This window comes from Musicola paradisiaca NCPPB 2511, assembly GCF_000400505.1.
GTDB lineage: Bacteria > Pseudomonadota > Gammaproteobacteria > Enterobacterales > Enterobacteriaceae > Musicola > Musicola paradisiaca.
The window spans coordinates 210,306-227,005 of record NZ_CM001857.1; the positions used below are offsets into that span (position 1 = coordinate 210,306).

Sequence of the window (16,700 nt, forward strand, 5' to 3'; positions counted from 1 at the left end):
CGTTTCTCTTGCATAGCGAGGATGCGGCCGACCCGTGTTGTATTGCGGGAATGAGCGATATACACCGTTAGGAATGAAAGGAGTGTCGATGAACGTTGATACCGATAACCGTTATGCCAGTTTGAGTGCGTTTTCTTCATTATCTCCCGCCGATGCGGGCGACAGCGCGTTTTCCTCCACGTTGCGCACCGCGCTTGCCAGTGCCGGGCTTGACAGTACCGGCCAAGATGTCGACGTGAAGCAGATTGATTTTTCCAACATGACGCGAGATGAGCTGAAAGATTGGATTAACGACAAATTGCAAAGCGGTGAAATGACGTTCGACGAGAGCACGACGTTCGTATCGATGACGGTGAATGGACTGTCTGCTGCGGGCAACGGCATTAATAACAATAACGCCGAGGGTACGTTTAATTACCGACAGATGATCCAAGACGGGCTCGACAACGCGCTGAGTCATGGCGATCAGGCATCCGTCGCCAGTCTGCAATCCGTGCTGAGTATCATGCAGCGCTATCAGGGCGAACAAACCGACCCGTATTCGCAGTCCGGCGTTGATATCACGGCATGAACTGCTGAGTGGAAAACAAACCGGGAGGCATTGGCTCCCGGTTTGTCGTGACAGACGATGCAAGCCGCCTGTCAGCCGGTGTTGCGCATTCCGGCGGCCACGCCGGCGATCGTGACCATCAGCGCCTGTTCCACCTGCGGATCCAACGTGTCCTGTTGACGCGAACGGTGCAACAGTTCCGCCTGTAGCACGTTGAGCGGGTCGGTATAGACGTTACGCAACGCGATGGATTCAGCGATCCACGGCAGGTCGGCCATCAGATGGTCGTCGTTGGAAATGGTCAGCACTGCTTTGATGTCTTTTTCCAATTGTTCGCGCAGCTGTTGGCCCAGCGGCCACAGTGTTTCATCCACCAGTCGCTGATCGTAATACTCCGCCAGCCACAGGTCGGCTTTGGCGAATACCATTTCCAGCATGCCGATACGGGTGGAGAAGAACGGCCAGTCGCGGCACATGGTTTCCAGCTGATCCTGATGACCGTCGTCGATCACCTTTTGCAACGCCGCGCCGGCGCCAAGCCAGGCGGGCAGCATCAGGCGGTTTTGGGTCCAGGCGAAGATCCACGGAATGGCGCGCAGGCTTTCCACGCCGCCGTTGGGGCGACGTTTGGCCGGACGCGAACCCAGCGGCAGTTTGCCCAGCTCCAGCTCCGGCGTTGCTGCGCGGAAATAAGGGACGAAGCCGGGGTTTTCACGCACGTAGCCGCGGTACATATCGCAGGAAATGCGCGACAGCTCGTCCATGATGTGATGCCACTCCTGTTTCGGTTCCGGCGGCGGCAGCAGGTTGGCTTCCAGAATCGCCGAGGTATAGAGCGACAAACTGCTGATGGTGACTTCCGGCAGGCCGAACTTGAAGCGGATCATTTCGCCCTGTTCGGTGACGCGCAACCCGCCTTTCAGGCTGCCTGGCGGTTGGGAGAGCAACGCGGCGTGTGCGGGAGCCCCCCCACGGCCGATCGAACCGCCGCGGCCGTGAAACAAGGTCAGGGCGATGCCGAATTTATCGCAGGTTTTGATCAGCGCGTCCTGCGCACGGTACTGCGCCCAGGAGGCGGCCATCACGCCGGCGTCTTTGGCGGAGTCGGAATAACCGATCATCACCATCTGACGACCCTGGATGAAGCCGCGATACCAGTCGATATTCAGCAACTGCGTCATCACGCTGTCGGCGTTGTTGAGGTCGTCGAGGGTTTCGAACAGCGGCGCTACCGGCAGTGCGTAAGGGCAACCGGCTTCTTTCAGCAACAGATGAACCGCCAGCACATCGGACGGCGTGCGCGCCATGGAAATGACGTAGGAGGCAATGGCATCGCGCGGCGTTTCGGCGATCACCTGGCAGGTTTCCAGCACTTCGCGGGTTTCGGCGCTGGGTTCCCATTGACGCGGCAGTAGCGGACGTTTGGAATTCAGTTCGCGGATCAGGAACGCCTGTTTGTCGGATTCCGACCAGTTCTCATAATCACCCAACCCCAGATAGCGAGTGATTTCCGCGATGGCTTCGGTATGGCGGGTACTTTCCTGACGCACATCAATACGAACCAGCGGGACGCCGAAGCAACGCACACGGCGCAGCGTATCGAGCAATTGACCGTCGGCGATGATGCCCATGCCGCAGGCGTGCAGCGACTGATAACAGGCGTACAACGGCTCCCACAGTTGCTGGTTATGGGTGATCAGATCTTTCGGCGGCGCAGCGGCTTCACCTTTCACCTGCGCGGTGAGATACGTCAGTGTTTCTCTGAGCTGGGCGCGTAGGTGTTTCATCACGACCCGGTACGGTTCCTGCTCTTCTTCTCCGCATCCTAACCACTGCCGAAACGCCGGCGTACATTGCGTCATCGACAATTCGGACACCAGTACCTGGATATCACGCAGGAACAGGTCGGCGGCTTTCCAGCGACTCAACAGCAGTACGTGGCGGGTAATCTCCGACGTCACGTTCGGGTTGCCGTCGCGATCGCCGCCCATCCAGGAGGTAAAGCGTACCGGCACCGACTCCACCGGCAGACGGAAGCCGAAAGCGTTTTCCAACTGTTCGTCCAGTTCGCGCAGAAATGCGGGCACGCCGTCCCACAGGCTGTTTTCCACTACGGCGAAGCCCCAACGGGCTTCATCCACCGGCGTTGGACGATCCCGACGGATTTCGTCGGTATGCCAATATTGAGCGATCAGCTGGCGCAGACGGCGCATGATCTGGTGACGCTCGTAATCGGCCAGATCGTTGTGGTCGAGCTGGCTGAGGCAGGTATTGACCTCAACCAGCTTGTGAATCAGGGTTCGACGGGTAATTTCCGTTGGGTGTGCGGTCAGCACCAGTTCGATAGAGAGAGATTCCACCGCTTCGCGGATGGCGCTGTCGCTCAGGTTATCGCGGCTTTTCAGGCTGCGGAATGCATCGGCCAGCATCCCAGGGTTGCCGGCGGCTTCGCCATGCGGAGAGATGCTGTGATATTGCTCGGCGGTATTGGTCAGGTTGAGGAATTGACTGAAAGCGCGGGCGACAGGCAGTAGCTCGTCGTTGGACAGGTTCTGCAGGGTAGTCAGCAGTTCCTGACGATGTTTTTCACTGCCGGCGCGGGACGCTTTGGACAGTTTTCGAATCGTTTCAACACGATCAAGAATGTTTTCACCCAATGCATCCTTGATGGTATCTCCGAGCAATTTGCCAAGCATACTGACGTTGCTTCGCATTGCGGAATATTTTTCATTCATAGTAACCCTGACCCATTTCTCTCTATTCTGTAAGTTTTTTACACCACACAAAATATGTGGATACTGGTGATTATCTAGCCACGACCTGCTCTGTTCGTCAATGAATGTGACAACATCTCCTCTGTTGTACCTGTTTAACAGGTGATAAAGCAATTTGTGAAATTTAATTACAAAAGCTTGTAGATAAGCACGGCTTATTTTATGCACGAAACGAGTAAGCAAACGAGGCGGGGATACCATGTCATGTCGGTGCAAATTCAGTGGGGCGGGGAAAGCGTGTCCGGCGCGTCAGCAAGGATGCGCCGGATGGTAACGATCAGCGGTTTTTCCTGACGACCAGGCAATAAGACAGCGAAAAAGAAAGTATCAGGGAAATGAGGACGCCGCTAATGGCATAGATGAAGTAAGGGCCAATGTAGGCAGGCAAACTGAATACGCTGGACAGGATGTATCCGAACAGCCGCACGCCGAAGAAAGCAATGAACGCGGATGCAACAGAGCTGGCAATCGTCGCGGACAAAAACGCTTTTTTATATTTGGTGAGCACGCCAAACAGCGCCGGCTCGGTGATGCCCAAAAGCGCAGAAACCGCCGCAGACAGTACCACCGATTTATCCTGCCGTGTTTTTTCATAGAAAGATAGCGAACGTTGCCCCGGCAATCGCCATATTGGCCATGCACATCATTGGCATCAACATGTCGTAGCCTTTTTCGGCAAAATTTTGTAATGCGATAGGTGTCATGGCGTGATGCATGCCTGTCAGGATCGCCACCGGACGGATAGCGCCAACAACAAGGCCCGCGAGCACGGAGGAAAGGTCGAACAATCCCTGAATCAGCCAGGCGAGTCCTTTACCAAAGTGGATCCCCAATGGGCCGATGATCGTCAGTGAAACTAACGCGGTAATGAACAATGTCAGTGTTGGGGTAAACACCGTTTTGAGTACAGCAGGCATGATGCGATCGACCCCGCGATGGATATAGCTCAAGGCCAGCACGGAAAATATCACCGGTATGACGCTGGCTGAGTAGTTAAACACCGGTATGGGCAGCAGGCCGAGAAAATAGAAGGTGTCGGCGGCGTTCGGTGTTTTACTGGCCAGCGCTTTAGCCGCCTCAATGAGTGAGGGGTACATCATGCAGGCGGCTATCGCCGCAGCCAAATATTCATTGGTTTTGAACATGCGAGCCGCAGAAATCGCCAGAAAGAAGGGCAGGAAATAAAACACGCCGCTGGCAATGAGGTCGATGATGATAACGGTGTCGGTCTTGGTGGAGATGATTTTCATGGCCAATAGACCTGCCAGCAGCCCTTTGATCATCCCGGCACCGGCAATAGCCGGTACAATTGGGCCAAATACACCGGAAACAGTATCCATGAACAGCGAAATGAGGCCTTTCTTTGATGCCGTATGGGAGGTCTTTTCCGTATTTTCAGCCGTGTTTTCTGACAGGCTTTGTGTCAGCGCCGCGTAGTATTCTGCGACTTGCGGGCCGATAATAATTTGAAACTGATCGTTCTGATATTGTGCGCCTAATATTCCAGGAAGCTTTTTTATAGCGTCGATATCTATTTTTTCTTCACGAAGAACATCAAAACGAAGCCGTGTCATGCAATGCCAGGACTTATTAATATTTTCCGATCCACCAATCAGATTAATAATTGATTGGACGATTTTATTTTTCCCCATAAATAAATCCTCATTATCATTATTGTCAAAAACAACGGCTTTGATGATAGAGGGCTGTTTTATTAAAAACAAACCAATAAAATATGATGATTGTCTCATTTTCCCTTTTAATACGGGTGTTATGTGTTTTTTTTAAAATTGGTATGGTTTTTAATTAAAAAATAGTGGGTTTTTTAGACCAAAAAATAATACCTTTACAAGCCAAGGATAAATAAGTAAAAACATGTTATTCCACAGGGGTTCACGTCACGAAAAACGTGTTTTTACCATCAGTTATTTTGTTATCAATACCAGGAGATATGTTTCTGTGACTCCGACTATTATTACTCACATTAAATGTCTTATCACTAAACCGGACAGACATAATCTGGTTACAGTCATCGTCGATACCAATAAGGGCATTACTGGTTATGGCTGCGCGACCTTCCAGCAACGGCCTCTGGCAGTGAAAACGCTGATAGATGAATATTTATGCCCATTGCTGGTGGGAAAAGATGCAAACCATATCGAAGATCTCTGGCATTTGATGATGGTCAATGCCTACTGGCGTAACGGGCCGGTTATCAACAATGCCATAGCGGGCATTGATATGGCTTTGTGGGATATTAAAGGCAAACTGGCTGATATGCCGTTGTATCAGCTGTTCGGAGGAAAATCCCGTGATGCCATTACCCTGTATACCCATGCGGCCAGCGAGACGTTGACGGGGTTGTTTGATGAGGTCGATCGCCACTACGCGGACGGTTATCGGCATATTCGGTGCCAGCTGGGTTTTTATGGCGGGACGCCGGAGCAACTGCATTCCACGCGCCAGCCGACGCCCGGCGCCTATTACGATCAGGAGCAGTACATCGCCAATACGTTGTCCATGTTCCGGGCCTTACGGGAACGTTATGGCGACAAGTTTCATATTCTGCATGACGTGCACGAGCGATTATTTCCGTCTCAGGCCGTGCAGTTTGCCCAGGCGGTGGAAGGTTATCGACCTTACTTCATCGAGGATATTCTTCCTCCGGCACAGAACGGTTGGTTGGCTCAAATCCGTGCTCAAACATCGGTGCCGCTGGCGACAGGTGAGCTGTTTAACAATCCGGCGGAATGGCAGGATCTGGTGATCCATCGCCACATTGATTTCATCCGTTGCCATGTCTCTCAGATAGGCGGTATTTCTCCCGCATTGAAACTGGCGGCATTTTGCCAGAACTTTGGTATTCGGCTGGCATGGCATTGCCCACCGGATATGACGCCAATTGGCGCGGCGGTGAACTTACATCTCAATATCCATCTGCATAATGCGGCGATTCAGGAATATATCGCTTATCCGGAAAACACCCGGCGGGTTTTCCCTGATTCGCCAATACCGGATAACGGGTATTTATATCCTATAGAAAAAGCCGGTATCGGCGTCGAAATGGCGGAGGATGTGGCGCAGGCGTTTCCCGTTGTTTATCGGCCGCACGAATGGACTCAAAGCCGCCTGCCGGATGGTTCGTTGCATACGCCATAGTCTTTTTAGTCCCACCCGGTTTATCAAGTCGACTGACGGAAGGTCAGGTTGTCCTGATTGAAGGGAATCACGTAAGTGCAGGTGTAGTTGATGTCGATGATATCGCTGACTTCGTATACCCTCCCGTCTTTCAGCATGCCGCGATTGAGAATGTGCATCGCGGCGATGCCTTTTTTACACCCCAGCAGTTCCGCCTGAGCCTGATTGACGGTGACGGCCTGATAATGGGTTAAAAAGTGAGAAATCTCATACCCCTTGCCCAGAATGTATTTTTGAATGGATTGCTCAGGTATACGCCTGGTCATATCGGCAAACAGGTCGGCAGGCATTCTGGAGACTTCGATCTGTACCTTCTGGTTCTCAACGTACCGTAACCGGCAAAACTCCCACAAAAAAACGGCATCGGAAATGCCGAACATCTGTTGCTCATCACGGGTAGGAAGACGCTTATGCAAACTGAGCAGACGAAAAGCGATCTGATGAAATTTCTTCTCGGTAACGGAGTTATAAACCAACGGATTGTTGCGGATGTCCGGATTAATGTAATTCCCTGCGCCCTGAACCAGACGAATCGCACCGATGCTGGCCAATTTTTCCAACGCTTTGCGGATGGTAAAACGCGATACGCCATATTCCTCCGCTAAGGTGCGCTCCGGTGGCAGTTTTTCTGACATTCGCTGTTCCGGCCGCAGTGCGGCGTGCTGGTAAATCTTGCTCAGTAGATCTTGTGCAATAAAGTCTTTCTTCTTCATCGTGATCGTGCGCCCGGTGAACGTGGCCGCCTGAGCGAGGCGGCGCTGTAAATGCGAACAAAGGATTACCGTTGACCGCAAGGGTATCACTACCGACAAAAATGATGCACCAATTGGGTAATCAATGTGCGGGTCGGCTGGATGAACGACATATCCAGGAATTCATCCGGCTGATGCGCCTGATTGATGGAGCCGGGGCCGAGCACCAGCGTCGGGCACAGCGTCTGGATAAAGGGCGCTTCGGTACAGTAGTTCACCACATCGGTCGGCTGCCCCAGCAGTTTTTCCACCACCTGCGCCAGTTCATGGTCGGCAGGGCATTCATAGCCTGGGATCGGCGGATGCAGCTCGCTGACGGTGAGACGGCCGGGCCAACGGTCACTGACCGGCGAGAGCGCTTCGGTGATCAGTCCGTTCAGATCGCTCAGCGTCATGCCCGGCAGCGGGCGGATATCCATGTGCAGATCGCAGCAGGCGCAGATGCGGTTAGCGGCGTCGCCGCCGTGGATATGGCCGAAATTCATGGTGGGGTGGGGAATATGGAACGCCGGGTTGTGGTAGCGCGTTTTAAGGTCGTCGCGCAGTACCATCAGGTGGGAGATGGCGTCGTGCATCACTTCGATGGCGTTGACGCCGCGGGACGGGTCGCTTGAGTGACCGGACTGCCCCTGAACGCGCACGGCATTCGACATATGGCCCTTGTGGGCGCGGATCGGCTGTAGCGACGTCGGTTCGCCGATGATGGCGCAATCCGGGCGAATGCCGGTCGACTCGGAGAAGTATTTGGCGCCCGCCATCGTCGTTTCTTCATCCGCCGTGGCCAGAATGTACAGCGGCCTGGTCAGTTTGTCGGCGTCAATATCCCGCAGCGCATCGAGAATAAAGGCGAAGAAGCCTTTCATGTCGGCGGTGCCGAGCCCGTAGAGCTTGTTGTCGTGTTCCGTCAGCGTGAACGGGTCGCGCGTCCAGCGGCCGTCGTCGAACGGAACGGTATCGGTGTGGCCGGCCAGCAGCAACCCGCCGCTACCCTCGCCCAGACGCGCCAGCAGGTTGTATTTATTGTAGGTGCCCGGCACGGGCTGTACGTCAACGTGAAAACCCAAATCGGCGAACCAACCTGCCAGCAGGTTGATTAAGGTTTCATTGCTCTGATCCAGCGCACGATCGGTGGCGCTGATGGACGGTGTGGCGATCAACGCCCGATAGAGCTCAATAAAAGGGGGTAAATTCATCTTCACAGTTGACAGCCTCTGGTTAGGATAGTATCAATATTCATGCATTTATTTTGAATAAAAATACAATAATGTCGGGTGAAAGGAAATCGTAAGCTATAGCGGCGGGGCAAAATGCCGCATAATGCTTTTCCTGACCTTGTGGGTGAACGGCGTGGCTGCGCTGGTGAGCCTGCTCCCTGTTCCACAAACATAAGCAATTTAAGGTATACGGATACATGCTGAATACGTTGATCGTGGGTGCAAGTGGCTATACCGGCGCTGAGCTGGCACTGTACCTGAACCGTCACCCGCAGATGAACATAACCGCTTTGGCGGTTTCCGCGCAAAGTGTAGATGCGGGAAAACGCATTTCCGATCTGCATCCCCAATTAAAAGGCATCATTGAGCTGCCGGTGCAACCGCTGACCGACGTCGCGGAAGCCGCCAAAGGCGTCGACGTGGTGTTTCTGGCCACTGATCATAAAGTGAGTCACGACTTGGCGCCGCAGTTCCTGGCCGCCGGTTGTACGGTTTTTGACTTATCCGGTGCGTTTCGCGTGCAGGATGCGGAATTCTACAACCGTTACTACGGTTTCGAACATCAACATGCCGATCTGCTGTCGCAGGCGGTGTACGGTTTGGCGGAGTGGCAGGCGGACAATATCCGTCAGGCGCAGCTGATCGCCGTACCGGGCTGTTACCCCACGGCTTCCCAACTGGCCTTGAAACCGTTGGTGGAAGGCGGTTTGCTGAACCCTGAACAGTGGCCGGTCATCGACGCCACCAGCGGCGTGAGCGGCGCCGGCCGCAAGGCTTCCATGACCAACAGTTTCTGTGAAGTCAGCCTGCAACCCTACGGTATTTTCAACCATCGTCATCACCCGGAAATCGCCACGCATCTGGGGATTCCGGTGATCTTCACGCCGCATCTGGGCAACTTCCCGCGCGGCATTCTGGCTACCATTACCTGCCGCCTACAACCGGGCGTGACCGCGCAGGACGTGGCGGAAGCCTATCACAACGCCTATCACGATAAACCGCTGGTGCGCCTGTATGAAAAAGGCGTTCCGGCGTTGAAATCCGTGGTGGGCTTGCCGTTCTGCGATATCGGCTTCGCGGTGCAGGGTGAACACCTGATCGTGGTCGCAGCCGAAGATAATTTGCTGAAAGGCGCGGCGGCCCAGGCGGTACAATGTATGAATATTCGTTTTGGTTTCCCGGAAACCCAATCTTTACTCTGATTCAATCCCTGAGGCGCAAAGACCCATGAATCCGTTAATTATCAAACTCGGCGGTGTGTTACTGGATAGCGAAGAGGCGCTGGAGCGCCTGTTCACCGCGCTGGTGGAATATCGTCAGCAGCATCAGCGTCCGCTGGTGATCGTGCACGGCGGCGGTTGTCTGGTGGACGACCTGATGAAGAAACTCTCCCTGCCGGTGGTGAAGAAAAATGGTCTGCGCGTTACGCCGGCGGATCAAATCGACATCATTACCGGCGCGCTGGCGGGTTCCGCCAACAAAACCCTGCTGGCCTGGGCGATTCGCCATGATATCAACGCAGTAGGGCTGAGCCTGGCGGATGGCGGCAGCACCTCGGTAACGCAGTTGAGCGAAGAACTGGGCCATGTGGGTAAAGCCGAGGCCGGGTCGCCGGCGTTGATCAACACGTTGCTGGCGGCAGGCTACCTGCCGGTGGTCAGCTCCATCGGCATTACCGCCGAGGGCGAACTGATGAACGTTAACGCTGATCAGGCCGCGACTGCACTGGCGCAAACGCTGGGCGCCGATTTGATTCTGCTGTCCGATGTCAGTGGGATTCTGGACGGTAAAGGGCAGCGCATCGCCGAAATGACCGCAGAGAAAGCGGAAGCGCTGATAGCACAAGGCATCATCACCGATGGCATGATTGTCAAAGTGAATGCCGCGCTGGACGCCGCTCGCGCGCTGGGTCGTCCGGTGGATATCGCCAGCTGGCGCCATGCCGATCAACTCCCGGCGCTGTTCAATGGCGTGCCGATAGGCACCCGCATTCTGGCTTGATCGCCCGTCATCGTGAGTGTTTCCGCCACCGGGCGGAAAGATGCGCAACATATTATCGGCGGGCCGTCGGGAACAAGGCCCGCCATCATCAGAGATACCAGGAGTTTACGTTATGGCTTTGTGGGGCGGACGGTTCACGCAGGCAGCGGATCAGCGTTTCAAACAGTTTAATGACTCACTGCGGTTCGATTACCGTCTGGCGGAGCAGGACATCGTCGGCTCCATTGGCTGGTCGAAAGCGCTGGTGACGGTCAACGTGTTGACCGTGCAGGAACAACAGCAACTGGAGCAGGCGCTCAACACGCTGCTGGTAGAGGTGCAGGCTGACCCGCAGGCGATTTTGCACAGTGATGCCGAAGATATTCACAGTTGGGTCGAGCAGCGGTTGATCGAGAAGGTCGGTGATTTAGGCAAGAAACTGCATACCGGGCGCAGCCGCAATGATCAGGTCGCCACCGATCTGAAACTGTGGTGCAAAGCGCAGGTCGGTGAAATGGTGCAGGCCGTCCGCCATCTGCGCGCGGCGCTGGTGGCCACCGCCGAAGTCAATCAGGACGCTGTCATGCCGGGGTATACCCATCTGCAGCGCGCCCAGCCGGTGACGTTCGCCCACTGGTGTCTGGCTTACCACGAAATGTTGGTGCGTGATGAAAGTCGTCTGGAAGACACGCTGAAACGCCTGGACGTCAGCCCGCTGGGCTGCGGCGCGCTGGCGGGCACCGCTTATCCTATTGACCGCGAGCAGTTGGCGGGCTGGCTGGGGTTCGCTTCCGCCACCCGCAACAGCCTGGACACCGTTTCCGATCGCGACCATGTGCTGGAACTGTTGTCCGATGCTTCTATCGGTATGGTGCACCTGTCCCGGTTTGCGGAAGATTTGATTTTCTTCAACAGCGGGGAATCCGCGTTTGTGGAGCTGTCTGATCGCGTGACATCCGGCTCGTCGCTGATGCCGCAGAAGAAAAACCCGGATGCGCTGGAACTGATTCGCGGCAAGTGCGGCCGCGTGCAGGGCGCGCTGGCGGGTATGCTGGTGACGCTGAAAGGTCTGCCGCTGGCCTACAACAAAGACATGCAGGAAGACAAAGAAGGGTTGTTCGACGCGCTGGATACCTGGCATGACTGCCTGTTGATGGCGGCGCTGGTGCTGGAAGGTATTCAGGTGAAACGCCCACGTTGTCAAGAAGCCGCCGAGCAGGGCTACGCCAACGCCACCGAATTGGCGGACTATCTGGTTTCCAAAGGGGTGCCGTTCCGCGAAGCGCATCACATCGTGGGCGAAGCGGTGGTGGAAGCCATTCGTCAGGGCAAGGCACTGGAAGCGTTGCCGTTGTCCGAATTGCAGAAGTTCAGCGCGGTGATTGGGGACGACGTCTATCCGTGTTTGTCGCTGCAATCCTGTCTGGAAAAACGTGCTGCACAGGGCGGCGTCTCGCCGCAACAGGTGGCGCGCGCCATCGCCGAAGCGAAACAGCGTCTGGCCTGATGCCGAGTCCGGCGGCGATAGGGCTCGCTGCCGCGACGGCGGGATAACCGTAGCCGTCGAAACGGTTATGCTGTTTTACCGAACTTTCGGGATGTGGCACCCTTTGGGGAACCTCATCCCGATGTTTTTTGGCCCGGACGGGGTTCGGCGAGGTGGCTCAGTTCCGGTATAGCACCTTGATCAGATGGTAGCCGAACTGGGTTTTTACCGGCCCGAACGGTTTCAGCAGTTCACAGGAGAACACCGCTTTATCGAAGGCCGGCACCATATCCCCTTTGCGAAATTCCCCCAGATCGCCGCCGTTCCGCCTGGATGGGCAAGTCGAGTGCTTTTGCGCCAGTTGTTGAAAGTCTGCGCCTTGTTCCAGTTGCGCCAGCAGGTCGTGAGCCTGTTGTTCCGTATCTACCAGAATATGCAATGCTGCAGCGGTCGTTGCCATCGATCATCTCCATAAATGGGAAAAATGGCCCGCAGTGTAACACAGCGCTGTCGGAGACAAATGAGAGTGCGCTGTGGATTCCAGCTCGCCGCCGCCAGCTTGCGTAATAGCGGGACAGCGCTCTGAGTTTTGCTACAATCCTCTTCCGTTTGATCAATGAGCAGGATACGTCATGCGTCTGAATGCCAGCCAACAACATGCCGTCGAGTCGGTTTCCGGTCCCTGTCTGGTTTTGGCTGGGGCCGGCTCCGGTAAAACCCGCGTCATTACCCAAAAAATCGCCTATCTGATTCGCACCTGCGGCTATCAGGCGCGGCACATCGCCGCCGTGACGTTTACCAACAAGGCGGCCCGCGAAATGAAGGAGCGCGTTGCGCAGACGCTGGGGCGCAAGGAAACGCGCGGGCTGATGATCGCCACTTTCCACACGCTGGGACTGGAGATTATTAAACGCGAGTATCTGGCGCTGGGAATGAAATCCAACTTTTCCCTGTTCGACGATCAGGATCAGTTGGCGCTGCTGAAAGAGCTCACCGAACAATGGCTGCAAAACGATAAAGATTTGTTGCAGCAGCTGATTTCCGCCATTTCCAACTGGAAGAACGATCTGATGGGGCCGGAGCAGGCGATGGGGATGGCGCGTTCGGAACGCGACCGCCTATTTGCTCACTGCTACCGCCTGTATGACGACCATTTGCGTGCCTGCAATGTGCTCGACTTTGATGACCTGATTCTGCTGCCGACGCTACTGTTTCTACGGGACGAGCCGGCGCGTGAGCGCTGGCAGCAGCGTATTCGTTATCTGCTGGTGGACGAATATCAGGATACCAACACCAGTCAATATGAACTGGTGAAAATGCTGGTGGGCGCGCGGGCGCGTTTTACCGTGGTGGGCGACGACGATCAGTCGATTTACTCTTGGCGCGGCGCTCGCCCGCAAAACCTGTCGCTGCTCCAGCAGGATTTCCCTGCATTGCAGGTTATCAAGCTGGAGCAGAATTATCGCTCCTCCGGCCGTATCCTCAAGGCGGCCAACATTCTGATCGCCAATAATCCGCATGTGTTTGAAAAGCGGCTTTATTCGGAGCTGGGGTACGGCACCGAGCTGAAGATCATCACCGCCAATAATGAAGATGATGAGGCCGAGCGCGTAGTCGGGGAGCTGATCGCTCATCACTTCATCAACAAAACCCAGTACGGCGATTACGCCATCTTGTATCGCGGGAATCATCAATCGCGCCTGTTTGAAAAAGTGCTGATGCAAAACCGTATTCCGTATCGCATTTCCGGCGGAACGTCGTTCTTTTCCCGGCCAGAAATCAAAGATTTGCTGGCTTACTTGCGGGTGTTGACCAACCCGGACGACGACAGCGCCTTTCTGCGTGTCGTGAATACGCCGAAGCGGGAAATTGGCCCCGCCACGTTGCAAAAACTGGGGGAGTGGGCCCGGCAGCGTAACCGGGGATTATTTAGCGCCAGCTTCGACGTAGGGCTGTCCCAAACGCTGAGCGGCCGTGGTCTGGAGTCGTTGCAGCGTTTTACCCGCTGGATGGACGACATCGCGCGTCTGGCGGAGCGTGAACCGGTGAAGGCGGTGCGCGATCTGCTCCACGGGCTGGATTACGAAAGCTGGTTGTATGAAACCTCCACCAGCCCCAAGGCGGCGGAAATGCGGATGAAGAACGTCAACCAGCTGTTTACCTGGATGACGGAAATGCTGGAGGGCAGCGATCTGGATGAGCCGATGCCCCTGACGCAGGTGGTGACGCGCTTTACCTTGCGCGACATGATGGAGCGCAACGAGAGTGAGGAAGAATTGGATCAGGTGCAGTTGATGACGTTGCACGCATCGAAAGGTCTCGAGTTTCCTTACGTGTATCTGGTCGGTATGGAGGAAGGGCTGTTGCCGCATCAGACCAGCATTGATGAGGATAATGTCGACGAAGAACGTCGGCTGGCGTATGTCGGCATTACCCGAGCACAGAAGGCGCTGACGTTTACTCTGTGTCGTGAACGTCGGCAATACGGCGAGCTGGTGCGTCCGGAGCCGAGCCGTTTTCTGTTGGAACTGCCGCAGGACGATGTGGTGTGGGAAAGCGGTCGCCGCGAGGTTTCGCCGCAGGAGCGGATGCAGAAGGGGCAAAACCACCTGGCCAACCTGCGGGCGCAATTAGCCAAAGCCAGAGATAAACCATAGTCGCTGCCATGCCGTGCGACAGCGCCGTTGGCGTGGGCCTCTGCCGTATAAGAACCGTCGAACCTTTCCATGTTGTCCTGAAATCGACAGATACACCGCCCCCCTCTTCACGGCGATCGCGGCGTTGGGGACGGAGACACGAGCGCGCGAGGCTGCCGGCTCAGGCCCGCCGGCAGGGTGGATACGAGAACGTCAGGGCGTCACGGTTTTGCCATCTACGCTGACGTTTTTCACCGCGCCGAAGTTCCACGGCGTGTTGCCGCTTTGTAGATGGGTGAAGGTGAGATGAGTGAACTGGCTGTCGGCCAAGTCGCTGATGGCGACTGGCATGACGTTGTCCAGTTTCATGTTGCTGAAGTTCAGCTGGCTGTGCCAGATGCCGTTTTTGCTGTCGCCGGTGATATCAATGGATGGGCTCTTGCCGGTCGAATTCTGTACCGTCACGTTTTTCACCATGAAGTTGTAGAAACGTGCCGACGTGGCGGCTGGCGTGTAGTCGGTGGTGCTGTTGGCGTCGCTATAACTTAACGTCACGATAACGGCCTGTTTCGCCAGATTTTTCATGGCGTTATTACGGAAGGTAATGTTATGAGCGCCGCCGCCGATGCTGGTCGCGCTTTTTGCGCGCAAACCGATATCGGTCTGATTCATGACGTTGTTTTCCGCCAGGACATCTGCGATACCAGCCCCGGTGTGGCTACCCAGTACAACCGCGCCATGGCCATGAATAAAGGCGTTGTTGAACAGCCATGAGGTTTGCGTCGCTTCCTGATGTTCCGCTGATTTCCCCATTCCGGCTGCAAAGTTGATGCAGTCGTCCCCGGTGTCAAACACACTGTTAAACACCATAGTGTCTTGGCTGTTGCCGAACTCGATACCGTCGCCGTTGTTGGCGTCGTAAGTGTGGTGGGTGACGCCATTAACCACCACATGTTGGTTTTCCAGAAACATCATGCCGTGGAAGGCCGGGTTGCGAATGGTGATGTCGGCAAGATAGACGTTCTTCACGCCGCGCAGCGTAATCAGGCTGGAGCGGGCCTGGCCATAGGCAGTTTTAGCGTCCAGGCCGTCGGCAATGGCGGCAGCCACCTGACTGCTGGCCAGTATGCCGTCCTTGCCGACTTTGCTGTTGTTGCTTTTCACGTAATGGGGAATCACCGCTCCGGTTTCATCCTTAGCCTCCGTGGCGGTATCGCGCTTCCAGCCGTTACCGTCGATAACGCCTTTCCCTATGATACGAATGTTTTGAAAGGTGCCGACGGTGGAATGGTGTTTATCGATGGCGTTCAGCAGCGATGCCGGGCGCATCTGGGATGAATAGCTGTAAATCTGATAGGCTGCGGGGTAATCCGCCGCGTTTTCTGAACCCAGCAGCGTGGCGCCTTCCATCAGATTCAGGGTCATGTCGCTTTTCAGCCACAACGCGCCGGTCTTAAATACGCCTGCCGGTATGTCGATACGACAGCCGGTGTTACATGCGTTGATGGCGTTCTGAATGGCAGTGGTATTGAGTGTCGTGCCGTCGCCTTTGGCGCCGTAGTGCGTGATGTTGATTATCTGCGGCGGTGCGGCGGTTTTCGCCACGACAGCGTTGCTATCTGCGGACACTGTGCCGTCGGCATAGACCGTGCGGACGGTGAAGCGGTATTCCGTGTCAGCTTTCAATCCTTCGATACGGGCGTTCTGCAGCACGATTTTATGATGGAAACTACGGGTATCCGCACGGTAAAACGCTGTGATGTAAGGCTGTGCTGGCGAGTATTTGTCGGCGATTTGGCTAGCCAGCCCGACGAGCCGGCCATTCTGGTAAACCTGATAGTCGGTAATTGCGGCGGTATCTTCCGGAGCGTCCCACACCAATACAACGCTGTGATCGTCGTAAGCCAGCGTGGGAACCTGTAGTTTTTGCGGTGCCTGCCGGGACGCCGCCAGAGTCGGCGGCGCTAGCAGTAGAAGCGGGATCAACGTTGCCAGACAGAACGTATTCCGGGGTAGTGAGGGTGTACTCATCCTGGTTCCTTTTACGTAATTGGGGAGAACAATGGATCAAAACGAACAAATTCAAAATGTCGTTTTATAAAAATACATC

The 16,700-nt window shown here is 55.3% G+C and carries 13 protein-coding genes; 6 read left to right on the plus strand and 7 right to left on the minus strand.

What is annotated here, in order from left to right:
* Positions 1 to 88 precede the first annotated feature (88 nt).
* A complete protein-coding gene (locus DPA2511_RS22300) occupies positions 89 to 571 on the plus strand; it encodes a hypothetical protein (protein ID WP_012763830.1) in 483 nt (160 codons plus the stop codon).
* Positions 572 to 642: 71 nt separating this feature from the next.
* Here DPA2511_RS22300 and ppc read toward each other — a convergent pair whose 3' ends face one another.
* The 3 genes from ppc to DPA2511_RS20825 form a co-directional block, all read right to left on the minus strand.
* Entirely contained in the window at positions 643 to 3,285 is a 2,643-nt protein-coding gene (ppc, locus tag DPA2511_RS00985) for a phosphoenolpyruvate carboxylase (RefSeq protein ID WP_012763831.1), read from the minus strand.
* Between the two features lie 316 nt (positions 3,286 to 3,601).
* On the minus strand, positions 3,602 to 3,892 hold the full coding sequence (locus DPA2511_RS24195; RefSeq protein ID WP_404821610.1) for a hypothetical protein: 291 nt from the start codon (positions 3,890 to 3,892) through the stop codon (positions 3,602 to 3,604).
* 22 nt (positions 3,893 to 3,914) lie between these two features.
* Entirely contained in the window at positions 3,915 to 4,976 is a 1,062-nt protein-coding gene (locus DPA2511_RS20825; protein WP_404821620.1) for a PTS transporter subunit EIIC, read from the minus strand.
* 307 nt (positions 4,977 to 5,283) lie between these two features.
* Between DPA2511_RS20825 and DPA2511_RS00995 the strand changes: the two genes are divergently transcribed.
* Complete coding sequence (locus DPA2511_RS00995; protein WP_012763832.1) at positions 5,284 to 6,483, plus strand: enolase C-terminal domain-like protein; 1,200 nt, start codon at positions 5,284 to 5,286, stop codon at positions 6,481 to 6,483.
* Between the two features lie 23 nt (positions 6,484 to 6,506).
* Here the strand turns inward: DPA2511_RS00995 and DPA2511_RS01000 are convergent, their stop codons facing one another.
* Together DPA2511_RS01000 and argE are read right to left on the minus strand one after the other, a co-directional pair.
* Positions 6,507 to 7,235, minus strand: a complete 729-nt coding sequence (locus DPA2511_RS01000) for a GntR family transcriptional regulator (protein ID WP_012763833.1) — start codon at positions 7,233 to 7,235, stop codon at positions 6,507 to 6,509.
* 89 nt (positions 7,236 to 7,324) lie between these two features.
* Positions 7,325 to 8,473 carry an acetylornithine deacetylase gene (gene argE / locus DPA2511_RS01005; protein WP_012763834.1) on the minus strand — a complete coding sequence of 383 codons (1,149 nt, stop codon included), beginning with the start codon at positions 8,471 to 8,473 and terminating at the stop codon, positions 7,325 to 7,327.
* A 212-nt stretch (positions 8,474 to 8,685) separates the two neighbouring features.
* Between argE and argC the strand changes: the two genes are divergently transcribed.
* The 3 genes from argC to argH all read left to right on the plus strand — a co-directional run bounded on the left by argC (position 8,686) and on the right by argH (position 11,975).
* Positions 8,686 to 9,690: an N-acetyl-gamma-glutamyl-phosphate reductase gene (gene argC / locus DPA2511_RS01010; protein ID WP_012763835.1), complete on the plus strand. Its 1,005-nt coding sequence runs from the start codon at positions 8,686 to 8,688 to the stop codon at positions 9,688 to 9,690.
* Positions 9,691 to 9,715: 25 nt separating this feature from the next.
* Positions 9,716 to 10,489: an acetylglutamate kinase gene (argB, locus tag DPA2511_RS01015; RefSeq protein WP_012763836.1), complete on the plus strand. Its 774-nt coding sequence runs from the start codon at positions 9,716 to 9,718 to the stop codon at positions 10,487 to 10,489.
* Between the two features lie 112 nt (positions 10,490 to 10,601).
* The gene (argH, locus tag DPA2511_RS01020; RefSeq protein ID WP_012763837.1) at positions 10,602 to 11,975 is read left to right on the plus strand and encodes an argininosuccinate lyase; all 1,374 of its coding nucleotides are present in this window, start codon (positions 10,602 to 10,604) and stop codon (positions 11,973 to 11,975) included.
* A 157-nt stretch (positions 11,976 to 12,132) separates the two neighbouring features.
* Here argH and ppiC read toward each other — a convergent pair whose 3' ends face one another.
* The gene (ppiC, locus tag DPA2511_RS01025; protein ID WP_012763838.1) at positions 12,133 to 12,414 is read right to left on the minus strand and encodes a peptidylprolyl isomerase PpiC; all 282 of its coding nucleotides are present in this window, start codon (positions 12,412 to 12,414) and stop codon (positions 12,133 to 12,135) included.
* A 172-nt stretch (positions 12,415 to 12,586) separates the two neighbouring features.
* Between ppiC and rep the strand changes: the two genes are divergently transcribed.
* Positions 12,587 to 14,611 carry a DNA helicase Rep gene (gene rep, locus DPA2511_RS01030; RefSeq protein ID WP_012763839.1) on the plus strand — a complete coding sequence of 675 codons (2,025 nt, stop codon included), beginning with the start codon at positions 12,587 to 12,589 and terminating at the stop codon, positions 14,609 to 14,611.
* A 192-nt stretch (positions 14,612 to 14,803) separates the two neighbouring features.
* On the opposite strand, the gene DPA2511_RS01035 is transcribed toward rep, so the two are convergent.
* Positions 14,804 to 16,621, minus strand: coding sequence for a glycosyl hydrolase family 28 protein (locus tag DPA2511_RS01035; protein WP_012763840.1), 1,818 nt, complete (start codon positions 16,619 to 16,621; stop codon positions 14,804 to 14,806).
* Positions 16,622 to 16,700 lie beyond the last annotated feature (79 nt).